Annotated in this window: 21 protein-coding genes and 2 pseudogenes; 13 read left to right on the top strand and 10 right to left on the bottom strand. The window is 72.0% G+C overall.

The window, feature by feature from the left end; genetic code table 11:
- Positions 1-54 precede the first annotated feature (54 nt).
- Together DRB89_RS33475 and DRB89_RS43315 are read left to right on the top strand one after the other, a co-directional pair.
- Positions 55-786 (top strand): hypothetical protein, encoded by a 732-nt coding sequence (locus DRB89_RS33475; protein WP_112448203.1) that lies wholly within the window; start codon positions 55-57, stop codon positions 784-786.
- Between the two features lie 25 nt (positions 787-811).
- A pseudogene (locus DRB89_RS43315) lies at positions 812-899 on the top strand.
- A 362-nt stretch (positions 900-1,261) separates the two neighbouring features.
- On the opposite strand, the gene DRB89_RS33470 reads toward DRB89_RS43315, so the two are convergent.
- The 3 genes from DRB89_RS33470 to DRB89_RS33460 all read right to left on the bottom strand — a co-directional run bounded on the left by DRB89_RS33470 (position 1,262) and on the right by DRB89_RS33460 (position 3,664).
- Positions 1,262-1,993: a zf-HC2 domain-containing protein gene (locus DRB89_RS33470; RefSeq protein ID WP_112448202.1), complete on the bottom strand. Its 732-nt coding sequence runs from the start codon at positions 1,991-1,993 to the stop codon at positions 1,262-1,264.
- On the bottom strand, positions 1,990-2,571 hold the full coding sequence (locus DRB89_RS33465) for a sigma-70 family RNA polymerase sigma factor (RefSeq protein ID WP_112448201.1): 582 nt from the start codon (positions 2,569-2,571) through the stop codon (positions 1,990-1,992). Before DRB89_RS33465 ends, DRB89_RS33470 begins: the two co-directional genes overlap by 4 nt.
- Before the next feature lie 97 nt (positions 2,572-2,668).
- Positions 2,669-3,664, bottom strand: a complete 996-nt coding sequence (locus DRB89_RS33460; RefSeq protein ID WP_112448200.1) for a DUF1996 domain-containing protein — start codon at positions 3,662-3,664, stop codon at positions 2,669-2,671.
- Between the two features lie 221 nt (positions 3,665-3,885).
- Between DRB89_RS33460 and DRB89_RS33455 the strand changes: the two genes are divergently transcribed.
- Entirely contained in the window at positions 3,886-5,214 is a 1,329-nt protein-coding gene (locus DRB89_RS33455) for a hypothetical protein (protein ID WP_112448199.1), read from the top strand.
- A gap of 13 nt (positions 5,215-5,227) precedes the next feature.
- Here DRB89_RS33455 and DRB89_RS33450 read toward each other — a convergent pair whose 3' ends face one another.
- The gene (locus DRB89_RS33450) at positions 5,228-5,503 is read right to left on the bottom strand and encodes an antibiotic biosynthesis monooxygenase family protein (RefSeq protein WP_239516458.1); all 276 of its coding nucleotides are present in this window, start codon (positions 5,501-5,503) and stop codon (positions 5,228-5,230) included.
- 148 nt (positions 5,504-5,651) lie between these two features.
- On the opposite strand from DRB89_RS33450, the gene DRB89_RS33445 reads away from it, so the two are divergent.
- Positions 5,652-6,392, top strand: coding sequence for a DUF1838 family protein (locus DRB89_RS33445; RefSeq protein WP_112448197.1), 741 nt, complete (start codon positions 5,652-5,654; stop codon positions 6,390-6,392).
- Between the two features lie 62 nt (positions 6,393-6,454).
- Here the strand turns inward: DRB89_RS33445 and pip are convergent, their stop codons facing one another.
- Positions 6,455-7,420, bottom strand: a complete 966-nt coding sequence (gene pip, locus DRB89_RS33440; protein ID WP_112448196.1) for a prolyl aminopeptidase — start codon at positions 7,418-7,420, stop codon at positions 6,455-6,457.
- Between the two features lie 232 nt (positions 7,421-7,652).
- Here pip and DRB89_RS33435 point away from each other — a divergent pair, with 232 nt between their 5' ends.
- The 3 genes from DRB89_RS33435 to DRB89_RS33425 all read left to right on the top strand — a co-directional run bounded on the left by DRB89_RS33435 (position 7,653) and on the right by DRB89_RS33425 (position 9,826).
- Positions 7,653-8,807 carry a GAF domain-containing sensor histidine kinase gene (locus DRB89_RS33435; protein WP_112452976.1) on the top strand — a complete coding sequence of 385 codons (1,155 nt, stop codon included), beginning with the start codon at positions 7,653-7,655 and terminating at the stop codon, positions 8,805-8,807.
- Entirely contained in the window at positions 8,800-9,468 is a 669-nt protein-coding gene (locus tag DRB89_RS33430; RefSeq protein WP_204357957.1) for a response regulator transcription factor, read from the top strand. Before DRB89_RS33435 ends, DRB89_RS33430 begins: the two co-directional genes overlap by 8 nt.
- A 112-nt stretch (positions 9,469-9,580) precedes the next feature.
- On the top strand, positions 9,581-9,826 hold the full coding sequence (locus DRB89_RS33425) for a chaplin (RefSeq protein WP_112454449.1): 246 nt from the start codon (positions 9,581-9,583) through the stop codon (positions 9,824-9,826).
- A 377-nt stretch (positions 9,827-10,203) separates the two neighbouring features.
- Here DRB89_RS33425 and DRB89_RS33420 read toward each other — a convergent pair whose 3' ends face one another.
- A complete protein-coding gene (locus DRB89_RS33420; protein ID WP_112452315.1) occupies positions 10,204-10,983 on the bottom strand; it encodes a hypothetical protein in 780 nt (259 codons plus the stop codon).
- Between the two features lie 138 nt (positions 10,984-11,121).
- Between DRB89_RS33420 and DRB89_RS33415 the strand changes: the two genes are divergently transcribed.
- The 4 genes from DRB89_RS33415 to DRB89_RS33400 all read left to right on the top strand — a co-directional run bounded on the left by DRB89_RS33415 (position 11,122) and on the right by DRB89_RS33400 (position 14,337).
- Positions 11,122-11,916 (top strand): ABC transporter ATP-binding protein, encoded by a 795-nt coding sequence (locus DRB89_RS33415; RefSeq protein WP_112452316.1) that lies wholly within the window; start codon positions 11,122-11,124, stop codon positions 11,914-11,916.
- Between the two features lie 58 nt (positions 11,917-11,974).
- The gene (locus DRB89_RS33410; RefSeq protein ID WP_112452317.1) at positions 11,975-12,406 is read left to right on the top strand and encodes an NfeD family protein; all 432 of its coding nucleotides are present in this window, start codon (positions 11,975-11,977) and stop codon (positions 12,404-12,406) included.
- A gap of 84 nt (positions 12,407-12,490) precedes the next feature.
- Complete coding sequence (locus tag DRB89_RS33405) at positions 12,491-13,468, top strand: SPFH domain-containing protein (RefSeq protein WP_112452318.1); 978 nt, start codon at positions 12,491-12,493, stop codon at positions 13,466-13,468.
- Positions 13,469-13,566: 98 nt separating this feature from the next.
- The gene (locus DRB89_RS33400; protein ID WP_112454194.1) at positions 13,567-14,337 is read left to right on the top strand and encodes a sulfite exporter TauE/SafE family protein; all 771 of its coding nucleotides are present in this window, start codon (positions 13,567-13,569) and stop codon (positions 14,335-14,337) included.
- Positions 14,338-14,415: 78 nt separating this feature from the next.
- On the opposite strand, the gene DRB89_RS33395 is transcribed toward DRB89_RS33400, so the two are convergent.
- The 3 genes from DRB89_RS33395 to DRB89_RS33385 all read right to left on the bottom strand — a co-directional run bounded on the left by DRB89_RS33395 (position 14,416) and on the right by DRB89_RS33385 (position 16,460).
- On the bottom strand, positions 14,416-14,919 hold the full coding sequence (locus DRB89_RS33395; RefSeq protein WP_112454196.1) for an HNH endonuclease: 504 nt from the start codon (positions 14,917-14,919) through the stop codon (positions 14,416-14,418).
- Positions 14,920-15,080: 161 nt separating this feature from the next.
- Positions 15,081-15,614, bottom strand: coding sequence for a YbhB/YbcL family Raf kinase inhibitor-like protein (locus DRB89_RS33390; RefSeq protein WP_112452319.1), 534 nt, complete (start codon positions 15,612-15,614; stop codon positions 15,081-15,083).
- Between the two features lie 63 nt (positions 15,615-15,677).
- Complete coding sequence (locus tag DRB89_RS33385; RefSeq protein ID WP_112452320.1) at positions 15,678-16,460, bottom strand: sporulation protein; 783 nt, start codon at positions 16,458-16,460, stop codon at positions 15,678-15,680.
- Positions 16,461-16,605: 145 nt separating this feature from the next.
- Between DRB89_RS33385 and DRB89_RS33380 the strand changes: the two genes are divergently transcribed.
- Positions 16,606-17,247, top strand: coding sequence for a DNA-3-methyladenine glycosylase (locus DRB89_RS33380; protein ID WP_112452321.1), 642 nt, complete (start codon positions 16,606-16,608; stop codon positions 17,245-17,247).
- 504 nt (positions 17,248-17,751) lie between these two features.
- On the opposite strand, the pseudogene DRB89_RS33375 reads toward DRB89_RS33380, so the two are convergent.
- Positions 17,752-19,137: pseudogene (locus DRB89_RS33375) on the bottom strand (cytosine permease); the annotation flags it as partial.
- A gap of 148 nt (positions 19,138-19,285) precedes the next feature.
- On the opposite strand from DRB89_RS33375, the gene ftsY reads away from it, so the two are divergent.
- The gene (gene ftsY / locus DRB89_RS33370) at positions 19,286-20,512 is read left to right on the top strand and encodes a signal recognition particle-docking protein FtsY (RefSeq protein WP_112451062.1); all 1,227 of its coding nucleotides are present in this window, start codon (positions 19,286-19,288) and stop codon (positions 20,510-20,512) included.
- Positions 20,513-20,553 lie beyond the last annotated feature (41 nt).

The following is a 20,553-nucleotide window of genomic DNA, read 5'->3' as shown; positions in this document are numbered from 1 at the left end:
CGGGCGCCCGTTAAATCGGATGTGCGTGCGGCGCGCGGTTGTTAGGTTCGGGGTGTGCCGAAGCTGAATCAGATCATCGCAGTCGAAAAGGGCGTCAAGTCCAAGGCCCTCCAGGAGCTCACCCAGGCTCACCAGGACGTGCAGAAGCCCGCCCTGCTGGCCGGCATCTCCCGGACCTACCAGCCCAAGGACGAGGAGGGCGAGCAGCTGCCGCCCGAGTCCACGCGGGTGCAGGTCAAGGCCGAGGACGCCCTGCGGGCGACCGCCGGGACCCTGACGCGGCTCTTCGACGTGACCGCGACGAAGGACTGGGCGAACCGGACCGCGGTCGCCGACGTGGTGGTCGACGGCACGGTCCTGCTGCCCCAAGTACCCGTCCCGTACCTGCTGTTCCTCGAGAAGCAGCTCACCGACCTGCACACCTTCGTGCGCAAGCTCCCGGTGCTCGACGCCTCCGAGTCGTGGAACCTGGACCCCTCGACGGACTCCTGGAAGACGGAGCCCGTGCGGACCATCCGCACGAAGAAGGTTCCGCGCAACCACGTGAAGGCCGAGGCCACGGAGAAGCACCCGGCGCAGGTCGAGGTGTACTACGAGGACGTGCCGGTCGGCTACTGGACCACGGTGAAGTTCTCCGGCGCGCTGCCCGCCCGCCGCGTCAACGAGCTCCTCGACCGCGTCGAGAAGCTCCAGCAGGCCGTCAAGTTCGCCCGCGAGGAGGCGAACAACACCGAGGTCACCGATCAGCGGATCGGAGACGCGGTCTTCGGCTACCTCTTCAGGTAGCCCCCACATTCGCCCCCCGTCGCGAGCGGGGGGTGCGCGATGAGCGCAAGCTGAAACTGATGTTGAAGCTGATCCAGGGGTGTCAGGTGGGGGTTCGAATCCCTCCCCCCGCACACGTGCGGGGGTGGCCCAAGTCCGGTAGAGGCGGCCCCGTCAAACTCAGATTCTCGCTCCAGTCTCAGTATTCGCCGCCGAACACCGGATCGACCGAGCGCGGGCGAACATTGGCGGATGGGGGTTCAAGTCCCCTCGGCGGCTCTCTCGTGCCGCTGTAGTTCAATGGCAGAACACGTCGATCTCAAAATGATCCGCGGCTCTTAAACGCCGCCGGTGTGCGCAAATGGGTGGCAAGCTGGAGCCCGGGAGCTGGACATGCTCCCGGGCTCCGTCACGTTCCCGCACCGAGGGCCGAGGGCCGAGAGCCCAGGGCCCAGGGCCCAGGGCCGCACGGGCCACCGCACGGCCCCCGGCCCCGTTACGCGGCCACCGGGACCGACACGAACGTCTTGCCCGACTCGTTCTCGACCAGGACCGCCCGGACGTCCGCCGGGTCCACGGCCGCCGAACCGTCCAGCGCCGCGCCCTTGCCCTCGCCGTGCTCCGCGGAGCCGACCACCCAGCTGCCGGCCGTGGTGCGCGTACCGTCCCGGGAGACCACCACCAGGCGGCACCGCTCGCCCGCCCGCACTCCCGTCACCGCCGCGTGCACCCGTACCCACTTCGCGGCGGGCGTCACCTGTACGGTCATCCGCGCGCCCGTGCCCGCGTCCGTCGCGGAGGCCACCTTGGTCCCGCCCACCGGCGGCGACGGCTGCGCCGAGACCGTGGGCGTCGGAACCGGAGGCAGCGCGATGGGTCCGCCGTCCGCACCGCCCACCTGGGTCCCGGCCCAGAACACGGCGGCCAGCGAGGCCGCGGCGGCCACCCCGGCGAGCACCGTCCGGCGCCGGCGGGCCCCGGCGACCTCCTGCCGCATCTGCCGCAGGGTGCGCTGGAGCAGCAGGTCCCCGCCCTGCGGCGGGCCTTCGAGGAACGCCTCCGCCGGCACCTCGCCCAGCGCCGCCTCCATCTCGCGCAACGCGGTCACCTCCTGCCGGCACTGCACGCAGCCCTCCACGTGTTCCTCGACCCGGCGGACGTCCGCGTCGTCCAGGACGCCGAGAACGTACGGGCCGAGCAGTTCCTCCTCGTGCCGCTGCCGGTTCATGCCACCACCTCCTGAAGTCCGCCGGGCCGCCGGGGCGCCCCGCCCGTTCGTCTGTCGTCCCCGAAGGCCTCTCGGAGCGCCTTGAGCGCGTAGTGCGAGCGCGATTTGACCGTGCCGGCCGGGATGCCGAGGGTGTCCGCGGCCTCGGCGACGCTGCGCTGGCGGTAGTACAACTCCGTCAGCACGTCCCGGTGTTCCGGGGACAGCCGGTCGAGGGCCCCCAGTACCGCCATCGTGTCGACCACGGCGTCGGCATGGTCCGCCTCCACCGGCGGATGGGCCGGCGAGCCGGATACCTCCGGCGGCCGCGCGGCCTTGGCCCGGTACCGGTCGGTGATGATGTTGCGGGCCACCGTGAGCAGCCAGCCGCGCACCGAACCCTTCCCGTTGACGAGGACTTCCGAGTGGCGCCAGGCCCTGATGAGGGTCTCCTGGACCACGTCCTCGGCCGCGGCCCGGTCCCCGGTCAGCCGCGTGGCGTAGGCGAGCAGGGCGTGGCCGTGCTCCTCGTACACCGACTTGATCAGTGCTTCGTCGGCTCCGCCCCGCCGAGCGCGGGGCCACAGTGGTCCGGCCATCTCACCCTCTCCGTCTTCCTCGCTTGTGTGGTGCTGTCACAACACGCCACACGGGGGTGCCGGGTTCACGTGACCTGCGTCACGGGGTCCCGGCCGGTCAGGTACGGCAGGTGCGGCCCTGGTTGAGGCAGTCCACGACGTCCGCCATCCGCTGCCCGGTCATCGCGTTCACGAACATCGCGTGGTCCGTCCTGGGACTGTGCCGCTGCTCGGGAAAGGAGTCGAGCGCGATCGGCGCCCCCGGTGGCACGTCGTAGGCGAGCGAGATCCGCAGCTCGGGCACCGGGAAGGTGCCCTGCGGACAGACCCCGTTCGCGGCCGGGAAGAGCAGGTGGGACCGGTGCCCGGGGCTGGTGGTGTCCAGACCGTTCCAGCAGCTGGGGAAGGCCAGCGTGCGGGTGAGGCGCTCGCCCGCCGGACAGCGGGGGTAGCGGGTGGTGGACCGGTCGGGAGAGCCCGAACAGCCCCAGCGGGCCCGCACGTCCGCGTCGGTGCCCGCGGTGAGGGCCACCGCGTCGCCGGTCATCGCGTTCAGGAACCGAGGCATCGCCACCACCTTGCTCACCGGGCTGCCGATGAACTCCACGTTCACGGAGGCCTCCGGCAGGATCCGGCCCGCGTTGCCGTGGCCCGCCGAGCCCTCGTGCGCTCCGCTGCCCGGCCGGTCGGTGCGGCGCAGCACCGGCCAGTAGTACGTGGAACGGTCGCCGCCCGCGCAGCTGGTGGCGGCCGCGTCCAGGGAGGCTTCGGTGGAGAAGGCGTCCGTGGACAGGTTCCCGACGTAGGCGTGGGTGTGGTGGGCGCCGGAGCGCAGTCCCGGCGAGACCACCAGGTTGTCCTCGTTGTAGTGGCCCTCGGCATTGCGGCCGCAGTCCACGGACACCCGGCCCGTGGAGGCGTCGGGTCCGCTCGGCCGGGGCGCGGCGGGACCCGGCGGGACCTCGGACAGGTCCACGAAGTCGCCGGGCGGGGGGCCCGCGCCCGCCGCCGGGCGCGGGGCGCCCACCCGCGCGGCCCCCAGCACGGCAGCGGTCAGCCCGCCGCCCAGCACCAGGCATATCAGCAGCGTGAGCAGTCGGCGATCGATCCCCATGCGGGCCACGGTTGCCGCCCGCCACCGCCCGCGTCAACCTGGCGTCCACAGGTCGGTCGCCGCCCGGGGCGGGAGCGGCCGCGGCGGTGGCCGGAACGCGTTGAAGCTGTTGCACGCACCCCACCCCACGGCCCGGCCCCGCAACCTTTGTCCCCGCGAGGCGGTTCACAGGCCAAAGCAACCTTCTCGAGCGACCCGCATCGCAAGGAAGGACCACCGCCGTGCCCTCTTCCAACCACCTCCTGCACCGCGTGATCAGGGAAACAGGCTGGACCTACGAGGCCCTGGCCCGAAGGCTCAACGCGAGCGCGCAGGCGGCCGGCCTCACCACCGGCTACGACCGGACCTCGGTCGCCCACTGGCTGCGCGGCAGCACGCCGCGCGACCCCGTGCCCGGGCTGCTCTGCGAGATCCTCGCGGGCCGGCTGAACCGGCCGGTCGGCCCGGCCGACATCGGGATGGACCGGGCCGGCCACGACCCGGCCCCCGGCCGCCTGCCCCGGGCGGCGGACCTGCTCGCCACCGTCCCCGGCCTGCACCCCCACCGCCGGCCCCGGGGCGGGGCGGGCGAACCAGGGGCAGGCCAACCCGGGGCAGGCCAACCCGGGGTAGGCGAACCCCACCGCGTCCCCGAGCAGCGCGAACGCGGTGAACGCGGCGAAGGCGGCAAGCACGAGCGCGGCGCGGCCGCCGCCGACGCGGAGGGCGGCCAGGTCCCCGCCCTCTCCCACACCGAGCTCCGCAGGGCCGCCGAGAGCTTCTTCACCGGCCAGATCGACGCCCTCGGCGGGGACGCCACCGCGCCAGTACTCCTCGCGTACCTGCAGAGCACCTTCCGCACGGCGCTCACCACCCGGGGCGACGGCTCCCTGTCCGCGCTGGAGATCGGCCACGCGGCGCGCACGGTCCTGCTCCTGGCCCGCAGTTACGCCGACCAGTGCTCCTTCGACGCGTCGCGCCGGACCCTGAGCCGGGCCGCCTCCCTCGCGGAGCTGGCCGGGGAGCCCTCCACGCAGGCCATCGCCCTGCGCATGCTCAGCCAGGACGCCCTCGACCAGAACCAGTCGGCCGTCGCGCTCTCGTACGTGACCCGGGCACTGGAGGTCGCCCCGTGCGCGCCCGCCGCCGTACGGGCCTTCGTGGCGGCCCAGGCGGCCCACGTGCACGCCGCACTCGGTCACCGGGAGCAGGCCCTGGTCTGGCTCGAGACCGCCGACCGGCTGCAGGGCGGCGCCGTGGGCGACACGGACCCCTTCCACACCTACCGTCCGGCCGCCCTGTACTTCAAACGGGCCGTCGTCCTCGGCCTGCTCGGCGACCACCGCGCGGCCCACGAGGCGCTGGACGCCTCGCTGGCCGCCCGCCCCGCGCAGCAGGAACGCGCGATCATGCTCACGCACGTGGAACGGGCCCGCCTGTACCGGCTCGGCGGCCACGAACGGGAGGCCGCGGCCGAGCTGCGCCGGGCCGAGGCCCTCAACCGGGGGGTGCACTCCCCGCGCGCCACCCGCGAGATCGAACTCCTGGGCCAGGGCACCCCGCCGCGCTGAACGGGGCGTCCGCTCAGGCCAGCGGTTCGGCGTCGAGCTCGACCACCTGCGCGGGCCCGGCCCGGAACGCGGGGGCGGCCGCGTCGGCCTCGACCATGTGCGCGGTGGCGTCGTGCGCGGCGAGCGCCGCCTTCGACGCCCACTCCTCCAGGAGCACGAACCGGTCCGGATCGCCGCTCACCCGGTGCATGTCGTAGCGCAGGCATCCGTCTTCGGCCCGCACCACCGGCGCGAGGCGCTCGTACGCCGCGGCCTGCTCCCGTCCGCGGCCCGGGAGCGTGGTGATCATGATCATGATCATGAGTCGAACCGTCGATGGCATGCGCTGAGACTAGATCGACGACTCCGGGCGGCGGAAAGGATTTTCCGGTGCGGCCCTCCCCGCATGGCCGGTCCGGTCCTTGCCCGCGGCGGGCGGACCGCGCAGAGTACCCGGTATGACTCCGGAAGATCTCCTCCAGGCCCTCGCCCGAACCCGCGCCTCCCTCGACGGCGCCGAGGTCACCTTCTGGTGGACGGGCGACGTCTACTCCTGGGCCCCGGGCGAGCCCTACCGGAGGCTGTTCGGCTTCGAGGGCGTCAACGTGGCCCGCCTGGTCGGGGATGAAGCGCCGGGCACCTACCAACTCCTCACCCGCGAAGCCGCCTTCTACCTCGACCCGCAGACCCGCGAGATCCTGGAGACCTGGCAGGACGAGCCGGTGGTCCACGTCTGGAACGACCCCGCGAACCAGCGGTGGCGGCCCTTCCCGGTGCCCATGACCGAGCTGGGCGACCAGGTGTGCTTCAGCCTGGAGATCCCGCTGGCCTATCCCTCGCCGCTGCCGGTCGCGCAGTACCCCGAGAACTCGGCCGACGACACCTACCGGGCCCTGGAGCTCTTTCAGTTCTTCGCACCGGCCTCGGTCCTGACCACCGACGCGCCCAGCGTCGCGTCCACCATGTCCTGGACCCGGACGTCCCCCTGGCTGCCCTGGATGGCGCAGGGGCAGCGCCCCGGCGGGCTCACCTTCCACTGCCGGGGCCGCAAGCTGGCCTCGTACGCCGAGGTCCCGGACCGCACGCGCGCCTACATCGAGGCCCACCACCCGGAGTTCGCCCACGCCCCGGAGAAGTGGACCGAGCCGAACGAGACGAGCTGGACGTACTTCCGGCGGCTGCACCCGCCGAAGGCCTGACCGGCCCGGGGCCGCCGACCGGGCCTCGGGTTCCGGCCGCGCCTACCGCTTCCCGGCCGCGCCTACCGCTTCCCGGCCGCGAACCGGTCCAGGGCGCGGAGCACGTGGTCGCGCGTCGTCGCGCCGCCCAGGTGGCCCGCCTCCTCGACCACCGTGAGCTCCGAGCCGGGCCAGGCGCGGTGGAGTTCCCACGCCGTGTCGAGCGGCCCGCCCATGTCGAGCCGCCCGTGGATCAGGACGCCCGGGATGCCGGCCAGCCGGTGCGCCCCGCGCAGCAGCTCGCCCTCCTCCAGCCACGCGCCGTGGGAGAAGTAGTGCGAGCAGATGCGGACCAGGGCGATCCGGGCGGCCGGCGGCCGGCCGGCGTACGGCCGGGAGGCGCCCTTCGTCTCGCCGGAGAGCACCGCGTCCTCCCAGGCGCACCAGTCGGCCGTGGCCCGCGCGCGCACCTCCTCGTCGGGGTGCTCCACGAGGCGGGCGTAGGCCGCCACGACGTCCCCGTCGCGCGGGATGCCGCCGGCCCCCGCGAGGAATCGCTCCCACTGCTCGGGGAAGTACCGGCCGACACCCCGGTAGAGCCACTCGATCTCCGAGCGCCGGGTCGTGGTGACGCTCGGGATGACGATCTCGGACACCCGCTCCGGATGGCGCTGCGCGTAGGCCAGGATCAGCGTGGAGCCCCACGAGCCGCCGTACAGCAGCCAGCGCCCCACGCCGAGGTGCTCGCGCAGCCGCTCCATGTCGGCGATCAGGTGCGCCGTGGTGTTGTGCCGCATGCCGGTCGCGGGATCGCTCGCGTGCGGGGTGCTGCGGCCGCAGCCGCGCTGGTCGAACAGGACGACCCGGTAGCGCTCCGGGTCGAAGAACCGGCGCGCCTGCGGGCCGCATCCGGATCCCGGACCGCCGTGGACGACGAGCGCGGGCTTCCCGTCGGGATTGCCGCAGGCCTCCCAGTGCACGAGGTTGCCGTCGCCGACGTCGAGCATTCCCTCGTCGTACGGCTCGATCGGCGGGTACATCTCGCCCATGTCCGGACCTTCCCACTCCCTGACCCCAACGGTCCCGCCCACACTACGGCGCAGGCCACGGGAGGCGCGGGCGGTCGGCGGCGAGGGGCCCCGGGGGAGCGGCAGGGGCCGGACAAGGGTTTTCCCCGTATCGCGTTCATCCCGCCGTTGCCTACTGTCTGCCCACCGGCGATCCTCCCGCCTACGACCCGGGACCGATCCCGCAGGTCAACGCCGCGAGTACGGTGAGGCCATGCATCCCGGACCCCGCGGACCCGGCAGCGGCCTGGCCGCCGTGAGCACCGCGCTGCTCGCCATGAGCCGCCGGCTCGAGGTGCGCGACGTGCTGCGCACGATCGTCGCCTCCGCCCGCGAGCTGCTCGACGCCGAGTACGCGGCCCTGGGCGTCCCGGACGACCACGGCGGTTTCGCCCAGTTCGTCGTCGACGGCATAAGCGAGGAGCGGTGGCGGGCGATCGGCCCGCTGCCCCGCCAGCACGGCATCCTCGCCGCGATGCTCCACCAGGCCGGCCCCGAGCGGCTGGCCGACGTACGCAAGGACCCGCGCTTCGAGGGCTGGCCCGCCGCGCACCCCGACATGTCCGACTTCCTCGGGCTGCCCATCCGGGACGGCGAGGAGACCCTCGGCGCCCTCTTCCTCGCGAACAAGCGAAGCGCCCCCGGCGGCGAGCGCGGCTTCACCGACGAGGACGAGGACCTCCTCGCCCTCCTCGCCCAGCACGCGGCGATCGCCCTCACCAACGCCCGCCTCTACGAGCGCAGCCGCGAGCTGACCATCGCCGAGGAGCGCTCCCGCCTCGCCCACGAGCTGCACGACGCGGTCAGCCAGAAGCTCTTCTCGCTCCGCCTGACCGCCCAGGCCGCCGCCGCCCTCATGGACCGCGACCCGGCCCGCGCCAAGGACGAGCTCCAGCAGGTCGCCGTCCTCGCCGCCGAGGCCGCCGACGAACTGCGCGCCGCCGTCACCGAGCTCCGCCCCGCCGCCCTGGACGAGGACGGCCTGGTCGCCACCCTGCGCAACCAGGTCCGGGTCCTGGACCGGGCCCACGCGGCACGGGTCACCTTCACCTGCGACGGCGTACGCGCCCTCCCCGCGGCCCAGGAGGAAGCGGTCCTGCGCGTCGCGCAGGAGGCCCTCCACAACGCCCTGCGCCACTCCGGCGGCGACCGCATCGAGGTCGCGCTGACCCGCCGCGAGGAGGGGGGAGCGGTGCTCCGGGTGAGCGACGACGGGACGGGCTTCTCCCCTCCCACCGTCCGCCGGGCCGGCCGCCACCTCGGCCTGGTCTCCATGCGGGACCGGGCGGCCGGCGTGGGGGGCAGCCTCACCGTGCACTCCGAGCCCGACGCGGGCACCACGATCGAACTGGAGGTCCCCGGTGGCTGAGACCCCCGGCCGGCCCGGCCCCGGCCGCATCAGGATCCTGCTCGTCGACGACCACCAGGTGGTCCGGCGCGGCCTGCGCACCTTCCTGGAGGTGCAGGACGACATCGAGGTGGTCGGCGAGGCCGCCGACGGCGACGAGGGAGTCACCCGCGCCGAGGAACTGCGGCCGGACGTGATCCTGATGGACGTGAAGATGCCGGGCACCGACGGCATCGAAGCCCTGCGAAGGCTGCGCGGGCTGGACAATCCGGCGCGGGTGCTGATCGTCACCAGCTTCACCGAGCAGCGGACCGTGGTCCCCGCCCTGCGCGCGGGCGCCGCCGGCTACGTCCACAAGGACATCGACCCCGACGCCCTCGCCGCCGCCATCCGCTCGGTGCACGCGGGCCACGTCCTGCTCCAGCCGGAGGTCGCGGCCGCCCTGATCTCCGGGGACGGCCACGGCCCCGCGTCAGCCGGCCGCGGCGGCAACCTGACGGACCGCGAACGCGAGGTGCTGCGGCACATGGCGGACGGCCGCTCGAACCGGGAGATCGCCCGCGCGCTGGTCCTGTCGGAGAAGACGGTCAAGACGCACGTCTCGAACATCCTGATGAAGCTGGACGTCGCCGACCGCACCCAGGCGGCACTGTGGGCGGTCAGACACGGGGTCACGGAGTGATTCATACGGTCGGGTGTATGTAGCCCACATGGCGTATCCCGTTCGTCGGATGAGCGTTCTTCATGACGTGCCGCGGCGGCTGGCCGCGGCAGACGTACTGGAGGACGAGAACGTGAAGAACTTCAAGAAGGCCACCGCAGTCACCATGATCGCGGGCGGCCTCCTCGCCGCCGGCGCGGGTGTCTCGTCGGCGCACGGCGGTGCGTCGGCGGAGGGCGAGGCCCTGAACTCGCCCGGCGTGGCCTCGGGGAACCAGCTCCAGCTCCCCGTCCACATCCCGGCGAACGTCGTGGGCAACACGGTCAACGTGATCGGCCTGCTCAACGGCGCCTGGGGCAACACCGGCGTCAACGCCTGACCCCCTTCCTGACGCGGTGCTCGCACTGCTCCGCAGGCTTCGCCCCGCTGCGCCGGGCCGTTTCCTGACGCGGTGCTCGCACTGCTCCGCAGGCTTCGCCCCGCTGCGCCGGACTCCGTCCGGCGAGGCAGTCGGGGCCGGCTGCCGGTCACACACCTCGGCCCCGCTTCCCTCCCTCTCCCCGGGAAGCGGGGCCGTCGCCGTGTGCGGCAGAATCCAGCCCCGCCGGCGTGTGAGGCGCGGGGTCTGGGGCGGAGCCCCAGAAGGCCCGGCGCAGCCGGGGACGCTCGCGCGACGGCGCCGCACCCGAAGCCCCGCAGCCGCCCCCAGCCGCCGCAGGCACACCCGCAGCCCCGAACCCCCGCAGCCGCCGCAGGCTAGCGGAGACGTTCCTCCACCGCCGAGTTGTACGCCGCCACCAGCGCCCGCCGGGCAACCCGTTCCACCGGCCGCAAAGCCTCCGCCCGCGCCGCCATCTCCGACGCGGCCACCGCCGCCCCGTGCCCCCGCTCGTTCGCCAGCGACACCATCAGGTCCACCCGCTGCGCCAGCGCCAGCACCCGTACCGCCCGCGCCGGATACCCCGGCGCCAGCGCGTCCCGCCCGGCCTCCGTCCGCGCCCGGTACGCGGACAGCGCCGCCTCCGCCACCGGCCCGGACCCCGCCACGTCCAGCCGGGTCAGTACCACCGCCGCCTCGCGCAGCGCCTCCGCCAGCTCCCGTTCCGCCTCGCCGAGCGACGGCACGTCCGCCGGCGGTGCCTCCCGTACCGGCAGGCAGTGCCAGGTCACCGAGACGTGGACGTCCCCGGCGGGTCCGGCCTCGTGGACCTCGGGCACCAGCCCCACCGCCGCGCCCACCGCCACGACCGCTTCCTCGGCGTCCAGCGCCCGCGCGTTGAACTCCGGCGGCCCGCTCAGTCCCAGCGGATGCCCCGGCGCGGGCAGCGCGATCCGCAGACCGCTCACCCCCAGGGCGCGCAGCCGGCCCAGCGCGAGCGTGAGCCCGACCGGTCCGGATTCCCCCGGCAGCCCCTCCACGCGGTGCACGGCGTCCTCGCCCACGATCGACAACACGGCCTCGTCGGGCGAGACGAGACCGGCCAGCAGAGCGTTCCCCCAGGCGGCGAGCCGCCCTGAACGTGGTTCGAAAAGCATCCCCCCACTTTACGGATCCGCCCTCCGACCCGGGCTGGCGCCCGCACCCCTCCCCGAGTGGCGTAGGTTTTCCCCTTGGGGCTGCGCCGACCGGTGGCGCACACACGCACCGAGACTGCAAGGGGAGACAACACGCTCATGAGCGATGTTCTGGAGCTGGTGGACGTATCCGTGGTCCGCGAGGGCCGGGCTCTGGTGGACCAGGTCTCCTGGTCGGTCAAGGAGGGGGAGCGCTGGGTGATCCTCGGCCCCAACGGCGCCGGGAAGACCACCCTGCTCAACGTCGCCTCCAGCTACCTCTTCCCCACCAAGGGCACCGCCACCATCCTCGGCAGCACCCTCGGCAAGGTGGACGTCTTCGAGCTGCGCCCCCGCATCGGCATCGCCGGCATCGCGATGGCCGACAAGCTCCCCAAGCGCCAGACCGTCCTGCAGACCGTCCTCACCGCCGCGTACGGCATGACGGCCACCTGGCAGGAGGAGTACGAGGACATCGACGAGCAGCGCGCCCGCGCCTTCCTCGACCGCCTCGGCATGACGGACTACCTCGACCGGAAGTTCGGCACCCTCTCCGAGGGCGAGCGCAAGCGCACCCTGATCGCCCGCGCCCTGATGACCGACCCCGAACTGCTGCTCCTCGACGAGCCGGCCGCCGGTCTGGACCTCGGCGGCCGCGAAGACCTCGTACGCCGCCTCGGACGGCTCGCCCGCGACCCGCTGGCACCCTCCATGATCATGGTCACGCACCACGTCGAGGAGATCGCGCCCGGGTTCACCCACGTCATGATGATCCGTCAGGGCAAGGTCGTCGCCGCCGGTCCCATCGACCTGGAGCTGACCTCCCGCAACCTCTCCCTCTGCTTCGGGCTGCCGCTCGTCGTCGAGCGCAACGAGAACGACCGTTGGGGCGCCCAGGGCCTGCCCCTGCGCTGAGCGGCCCGAGGCTTCCGCACCCTGTCCGGACCGCACCCACCCGACCTACCATGACCATGTGGACATCGACGCGTGGGTGTGGTGGCTCATCGGGGCGGTCGGACTGGGCATCCCCCTGGTCCTGACGGCGATGCCCGAGTTCGGCATGTTCGCCGCGGGAGCGGTGGCCGCCGCGATCACGGCGGCCCTCGGCGGGGGAGTGGTCGCCCAGGTCCTGGTCTTCGTGATCGTCTCGATCGCGCTCCTCGCGGTCGTCCGGCCGATCGCCAACCGGCACCGCAACCAGAAACCCCAGCACCGCAGCGGCATCGACGCGTTGAGGGGCCGCAGCGCCGTCGTCCTGGAACGGGTCGACGGCAGCGGCGGCGGGCGGATCAAGCTCGCCGGCGAAATCTGGTCGGCCCGCGCCCTCGACGCGGACAGCAGTTTCGAACCGGGCGAGTCCGTCGACGTGGTGGAGATCGACGGAGCGACCGCGGTCGTCATGTGACAAGCAGAGGACTCGCGGCCCCGGGGTCTGCGAGACTCCGCTGAACGGGGCAGCACAGACAGCCGGAAGGGCACGGGGAACCGCATGCAACCGATCATCATCGTCCTGATCATTCTGGTGGTTCTGGTCTTCATCGCACTGGTCAAGACGATCCAGGTGATCCCGCAGGCCAGCGCCGCCATCGTCGAGAGGTTCGGCCGCTACACCCGGACCCTCAACGCGGGCCTCAACATCGTCGTCCCGTTCATCGACTCGATCCGCAACCGGATCGACCTCCGCGAGCAGGTCGTCCCGTTCCCGCCGCAGCCGGTGATCACCCAGGACAACCTGGTCGTCAACATCGACACGGTCATCTACTACCAGGTGACCGACGCCCGCGCCGCGACGTACGAAGTGGCCAGCTACATCCAGGCCATCGAGCAGCTCACCGTCACCACGCTCCGCAACATCATCGGCGGCATGGACCTCGAGCGGACCCTGACCTCCCGCGAGGAGATCAACGCGGCCCTGCGCGGAGTCCTCGACGAGGCCACCGGCAAGTGGGGCATCCGCGTCAACCGCGTCGAGCTCAAGGCCATCGAGCCGCCGACTTCCATCCAGGACTCGATGGAGAAGCAGATGCGCGCCGACCGCGACAAGCGCGCCGCGATCCTCCAGGCCGAAGGTGTCCGCCAGTCCGAAATCCTGCGCGCCGAGGGCGAGAAGCAGTCCTCGATCCTGCGCGCCGAGGGTGACGCCAAGGCCGCCGCCCTGCGCGCCGAGGGCGAGGCGCAGGCCATCCGTACGGTCTTCGAGTCCATCCACGCCGGCGACGCCGACCAGAAGCTGCTCGCCTACCAGTACCTCCAGATGCTCCCGAAGCTCGCCGAGGGCGACGCCAACAAGCTCTGGATCGTCCCGAGCGAGATCGGCGACGCCCTCAAGGGCCTCTCCGGCGCCATGGGCAACTTCGGTCCGATGGGCCCGGGTTCGGGCTTCAACCCGGGCGGTTCCGGCAAGGACGCCGGCCCGGCGGCCGACAAGGCCGCCGCGGAGCGCCGCGAGCAGCCCCCCATCGACTGAACGGCCCGCTCCTGCTGCATGATCAGTGAGGCCCCTCGACCTTCATGGCGGGGAGGCGACTCACCCACGCAAAGGGGACGGCCTTGCCCTCCTTCTCGATGTCCCTCTGGGAAGCGCTCGCGGTCCTCGCCGCGGGCGTCGGCGCCGGAGCGATCAACACCATCGTCGGCTCCGGCACCCTGATCACCTTCCCGGTGCTGCTGGCCACCGGTCTGCCGCCGGTCACCGCCAACGTGTCCAACACCCTGGGCCTCGTGCCCGGTTCGCTCAGCGGAGCCTTCGGCTACCGCAAGGAGCTGCGCGGCCAGCGCGCCCGCGTCCTGCGGCTCGGCGCCGTCTCGCTCGTCGGCGGACTCGCGGGCGCCGTCCTGCTCCTGACCCTGCCGTCGGACTCCTTCGACACGATCGTGCCCGTCCTCATCGGACTGGCCCTCGTCCTCGTCGTCCTCCAGCCCCGCCTCGCCGCGATCCTGCGCAGGCGCCAGGAAGCGGCGGGCGGCGACCCGGGCCACCCGGACGGCGGACCGGCCCTGCTCACGGGGATGCTGCTCTCCAGCGCGTACGGAGGCTACTTCGGCGCCGCCCAGGGCGTGCTCTACCTCGGCCTCATGGGCCTGCTGCTCCGCGACGACATCCAGCGGATCAACGCGGTGAAGAACGTCGTCGCCGCGATGGTGAACGGCATCGCGGCCGTCTTCTTCCTCTTCGTCGCCGAGTTCGACTGGACGGCGGTCCTGCTCATCGCCGTCGGCTCCACCATCGGCGGCCAGATCGGGGCCAAGGTCGGCCGCCGCCTCCCGCCCACCGTCCTGCGCGGGGTCATCGTGACCGTCGGGATCATCGCGATCGTCCAACTGCTGCTCCGCTGAGCGACGTAGAAAACGTACGCCGCCCAGCGCGAGCGTCCAGCCGACAGGACGAACCGGCCCTACGCGATCACGCGCGGCCTAAGCGGAACGCTCCAGCCACTCCGGCAACACGTCCCGCCCGCCCACCCCCAGCGCGAGCAGCATGGCGTCCGCCGGAGAGGGCACGAAGGGCTTGCGCAGCAGGGGCATCCCGGCTTCCTCCGGAGTCCGGGCCGCCTTGCGGTGGTTGTCCTCGGAGCAGGAGGCCACCGTGTTCAGCCACGTGTCCCCGCCGCCCTGCGCCCGTGGCAGCACGTGGTCCACGGTCGTCGCGCGCTTCCCGCAGTACGCGCACCGGTGCTGGTCCCGGATCAACACCCCCCTCCGTGACCAGGGAGCATGTCTTCGGAAGGGCACCCGGACGTACCTGCAGAGTCTGATCACCCGCGGCATCGGAAGATCCATCGTGGCCGCGCGCACACGGAGCTCGGGATGCGACTGTTCGACCACGGCCTTGTCCTGGAGCACCAGGACGACAGCCCGGTTCAGGGTCACCGTCGACAGCGGCTCGAAGCTCGCGTTCAGCACCAGCGTGTCCCGCATCTCGCCCACCTCCCGTGTGCAGGCCCGCGACCACCCCGGCGGCAGGGCCCGCAACCACTCTGGCCGCGCGCGCCACGCGGGACAACGCAATAAAAATGCCCGGTCCTGGCCGTCTTTAGACCAGGACCGGGCAAACGCTCGGAGAACGAAAGGCGCGAGGATCAGCCCGCGGGAGCCTCGTACTCACCGATCAGCTGCGCCCGCCCCAGCGTGTGGAAGCGCAGATTGAATCCGATGGCGGCCGCCGACGCGTCGGCGCCGGGCCCCAGCTTCTCCGTATCCACCGCGTAGACGGTGAACACGTACCGGTGCCGCTCCCCGGCGGGAGGCGCCGCCCCGCCGAAGTCCTTGGTGCCGTAGTCGTTGCGCACGTGCACCGCCCCGGCCGGCAGCCCCTCGAACTTCCCGCTGCCCGCCCCGGCCGGCAGTCCGGTGACCGAGACCGGGAGATCGAAGAGCACCCAGTGCCAGAACCCGCTGCCCGTCGGGGCGTCCGGGTCGAAGCACGTCACGGCGAAGCTCCGCGTCCCCTCGGGGAAGCCCTCCCACCGCAGCTCGGGCGAGACGTTCCCGCCCGACAGCACCTGGGCGTCGCCCAGATCGGCCCCGGGCTCCAGGTCCGCGCTGCTCACGGCGAACTCGTGCACCGGGGGATGGAAATCGTGGGGGAGCGGCGCCCTGCTCTGCTCGGCCACTGCTGAACCTCCTGCTGAATCGCGTCTTCGCCTACCCGTGTCCAGGCCCGAGCCTAGATCCGCTCAGAGCCAGTTGCGCTGCGAACCCACCGAGGCGATCCACTGGTTCAGGTACGCCGCCCAGTCCGTCTCCTGGTACGACTGCAGCCCCACCTGGAAGCAGCGGTAGGTGTCGCTGCCCTCGCTGAACAGGCCCGGCTTCTTGTCCATCTCCAGGATGACGTCCATCTCGCGGCCGTCGGAGACGAAGGTCAGCTCGACCTGGTTCAGCCCCCGGTACTGGGACGGCGGGACGAACTCGATCTCCTGGTAGAAGGGCAGCGTCTGCCGCGTCCCGCGGATGTGCCCGCGCTCCATGTCCGCACTGCGGAAGGAGAAGCCCAGCTGCGCGAAGGCGTCGAGGATCGCCTGCTGCGCCGGCACCGGGTGCACGTTGATCGCGTCGAGGTCGCCGGCGTCCACCGCGCGCGCGATCTCCAGCTCCGTGCTGACCCCGATGTTCATCCCGTGCAGGTGGCGGCCGCCGAAGTGGGTGATCGGCGTCTCCCACGGGATCTCCAGCCCGAAGGGCACCACGTGCAGGGCGCCCGGCTGCACCTGGAACGCACCGCCGAGGCGCTGCTTGGTGAAGACCACGTCCTGCTTGTACTCCTGGTCGCCGCCCTCCACCTCCACCCGCGCCTGGAGCCCGACGGACAGCCCCTCGATCTGCTGCTCCACGGACCCGCCCTGGATCCGCACCTCGCCCTGGACGATCCCGCCCGGCACGACGTTCGGCTCGGTGATGACGGTGTCGACCGACGCACCGCCTGCACCCAGGCTCGCGAACAGCTTCCTGAACCCCATGCTCTGACTCCCCTTGAAGACGTGCTGTGAAGACGTGCTGGAAGACCTGCTCGCAGACGTGTGCGACCACGCGCAGGACTACCCCTACAAACGCGGAACCTTAGGCCCCGGTTGCAGCCGCGCCCAGTCCACTACGCTCGACCGGATGAGCGCGCGCCCCGACCGTACGCCCCTGCCCAGGACCTTCTTCGACCGCCCGGTCCTCACCGTGGCCCCGGACCTCCTGGGCCGCACCCTGGTCCGCCGCACCCCGGAAGGCCCGCTGGAACTGCGCATCACGGAGGTGGAGGCGTACGAGGGGGAGACGGACCCGGGCTCCCACGCCCACCGCGGCCGGACGGCGCGCAACGCGTCGATGTTCGGTCCACCCGGACACGCGTACGTCTACTTCATCTACGGCATGTGGTTCAGCCTCAACTTGGTGTGCGGCCCGCCCGGCCACGCGAGCGGGGTCCTGATCCGCGCGGGGGAGGTGACGCTGGGCGCCGAGCTGGCCCGTAAACGGCGGATTTCAGCCAGAAGTGACCGGGAACTGGCCAAAGGTCCGGCCCGTCTGGCCACCGCCCTCGATGTCGACCGCTCCCTCGACGGCGTCGACCTCTGCGCGGGCCCGGATGCACCCCTCTCCCTGCTCGCGGGCACGCGGACCGCGCCCGACCAGGTGAGCAACGGCCCCCGCACCGGAGTGGGCGGCGCCGGCGCGGCCCACCTCTACCGCTACTGGATCACCCACGACCCGACCGTGAGCCCGTACCGGGCCCACGCGCCGCGCCGCCGCCCGACTTGACTCGGCGTCGGCGGGCGCCTAACGTGGCCCGAGCCGCTTGAACGGGGCACTGCCATCAGCAGACCCCCAGAGCGACCAACCCACTACCTACGACTTACCCCTGGCGGGGTCTTATTCGGCATGTCCGAATTCGATTCCAAGCGGCCGATTATGAGCCGCAAGGGATAAGCGCTAATGTGGTGGAGCGCCGAAAGGCACAGACCCCCAACGGTCACCGAATTCAAATCCGAGAGTCGGAAACGACACGGAAATGATCTGGTAGAGTTGGAAACGAAGGAAGCGCCCGGAGGGCCTGGAAACAGGAACAAAGGAAGCGTCCGTTCCTTGAGAACTCAACAGCGTGCCAAAAATCAACGCCAAAAAGTTGATACCCCGTCCATTTCGGTGGATGAGGTTCCTTTGAAAAAGACCTGTGAGGTCGCGGTTCTGCCGCTCCTGCGCGGGGGCATCCGACGCGTCCGACGCGTCCGGGGCGTCCGGGGCGTCCGGGCCGGCGGGCGCCTTCGGGGCCGGGGTGCGCGGGAGGACGGCGTACAGGACGGCCGAGGTGACGATGCCCGCGGCCCAGCCGAGCCCGTTCCGGCCGATCCAGGTGGTGGCCAGCGGGCCGCTGAACCAGTCGACCTTCGTGAACAGCAGGCCCACCACCAGGGCGAGGCCCCAGGCGGTCATGGCCTGCCAGGCGAAGCCGCCCCGGTACCAGTAGGCGCTGGTCCGCGTGGTGTCCAGGAGCGCGGCGCCGTCGTAGGACGGGCGGCGCAGCATGTCCGTGCCGAAGACGCCGATCCACGCGGAGAAGGCCACGGCCAGCAGCGACAGGAAGGAGATGAACGAGCCGAAGAAGCTGGTCGCGACCACCATCAGCAGGAAGCCGAAGACCAGGCTGATCACGGCGTTGACGCTGACCGCCGCCGCGCGCGGGACCTTGATGCCCAGGGTCTGCGCGGTGAACCCGGCCGAGTACATGGACATCGAGTTGATGAGCAGCATGCCCACCAGCGCGATCAGCAGGTACGGGACCGCGATCCAGATCGGCAGGAGTTCGCCGATGAAGGAGACCGGGTCCTGCGCGGTGGCCAGGTCGGGGGTGGCGACCGCCATCACCGCGCCCATCAGCACCATCGGGATCACGACGACGGCCGCGCCGCCGATGGTCGCGCCGACCATGCCCTTGGCGGATGCGGTGCGCGGCAGGTAGCGGGTGAAGTCCGGGCCGGACGGGACCCAGCTGATGCCGCCGGCCGCGATGGTGCCGATGCCCGCCACCATCATCGCGGTGGAGCCGGCGGGCTTGTCGAAGACCGCGGACCAGTCGGTCTCGGCGATCAGGTAGCCCAGCACGAGCACGCTGAAGGCGCCGAAGAGGTACGTGGACCACTTGGAGCAGACGCGCAGCGCGTTGATGCCGAGCCCGGAGACCACGAAGGTGCAGCCGACGAAGAAGAGCAGGGTGACGACGATCAGGGCGGTGTTCTTCTTCACGCCGAAGACCAGGTCGAGGACGGTCAGCACGGCGTAGGCGCCGCTGACCGCGTTGATGGTCTCCCAGCCCCACCGGGCGATCCAGATCAGGGCGCCGGGGAAGAGGTTGCCGCGCTGGCCGAAGACGGCCCGCGAGAGCGCCATGCCGGGGGACCCGCCGCGCTTGCCCGCGATGGATATGAGGCCGACGATCCCGTACGAGACGACGGGCGCCGCGATCGCGACGACGAGCACCTGCCAGATGTTCAGCTTGTTGAAGATGACCAGGCCTGCGCCCATGGTCAGCAGCAGCACGCTGATGTTGGCCGCGACCCAGGTCGGGATCAGCTCGCGGACCCGGCCGCGCCGCTCCCCGTCGGGGACGGGTTCCAGTCCGCGTGACTCGACGGCGGTCGTCTCGGCAGGCATACGTGTACTCCGTGGGGGAGGCGGGGCAGGAGGGGGAGCTGCTCATCATCGTAGATTTGCCGCAAAAAGTACAAACAGAGGCTTACGTCCTGGTGTGAACCTCCAGGGTCCCCATCTCGGGGTGCGCGTGGCCGATACTGGGTGGGTTATGACAGACATCCTCATCCTTGCCGTAGTCATCGCCCTGGTCGCGGTCGGTGCGATCAGCGGGCTCGTGGTCAGCAGCCGCAAGAAGAAGCAGCTGCCTCCGCCGGCGCCGTCGAGCACGCCGACCATCACTGCCCCGCCCGCCGAACCGCAGGTGGGGGAGGACGCCGCACCGACGGCGCAAGAGCCGCGCCGCACGATCGAGGAGGTCGCGCTTCCCGACGCGGAGGCCGCCCTCGAATCGCCCGTCGCGGTCGAGGACCCGGTCGTGGAGGCGCCGCCCGCCCCCGAGATCGAGGTGCCCGAGCCGACGGCCGGCCGCCTGGTCCGGCTGCGCGCGCGCCTCGCCCGGTCGCAGAACTCGCTCGGCAAGGGGCTGCTCACGCTGCTCTCCCGCGAGCACCTCGACGAGGACACCTGGGAGGAGATCGAGGAGACCCTCCTCATCGCCGACGTCGGTGTCGCGCCGACCCAGGAGCTGGTGGACCGGCTCCGCGAGCGGGTCAGGGTGCTCGGCACCCGTACCCCCGCCGATCTGCGCGCGCTGCTGAAGGAGGAGCTCGTCGCCCTCCTCGGCACCGACTTCGACCGTGCCGTCAAGACCGAGAGCGGTGTGGACACCCCCGCCGTGATCATGGTCGTCGGCGTGAACGGCACCGGCAAGACCACCACCACCGGCAAGCTGGCCCGCGTGCTCGTCGCCGACGGGCGCAGCGTGGTGCTCGGCGCGGCCGACACCTTCCGCGCCGCCGCCGCCGACCAGCTCCAGACCTGGGGCGACCGGGTCGGCGCGCGCACCGTGCGCGGACCCGAGGGCGGTGACCCGGCCTCGATCGCCTACGACGCGGTCAAGGAGGGCATCGCCGAGGGCGCCGACGTGGTGCTCATCGACACCGCCGGCCGCCTGCACACCAAGACCGGCCTGATGGACGAGCTCGGCAAGGTCAAGCGCGTCGTGGAGAAGCACGGTCCGCTCGACGAGATCCTGCTGGTCCTGGACGCCACCACCGGCCAGAACGGCCTGACCCAGGCCCGCGTCTTCGCGGAGGTCGTGGACATCACCGGCATCGTGCTGACCAAGCTCGACGGGACCGCCAAGGGCGGCATCGTCATCGCCGTCCAGCGCGCGCTCGGCGTCCCGGTCAAGCTCGTCGGTCTCGGCGAGGGTGCGGACGACCTGGCGCCCTTCGAGCCCGAGGCCTTCGTCGACGCCCTGATCGGCGACTGAGCGGACCTTCCCGAGCGCCGTACGCAGGCCGGTGCCCCCGA

Source organism: Streptomyces sp. ICC4, from assembly GCF_003287915.1.
In the GTDB taxonomy this organism is placed as follows: domain Bacteria; phylum Actinomycetota; class Actinomycetes; order Streptomycetales; family Streptomycetaceae; genus Streptomyces; species Streptomyces tritrimontium.
This window is presented reverse-complemented; position numbering and strand designations above follow the sequence as displayed.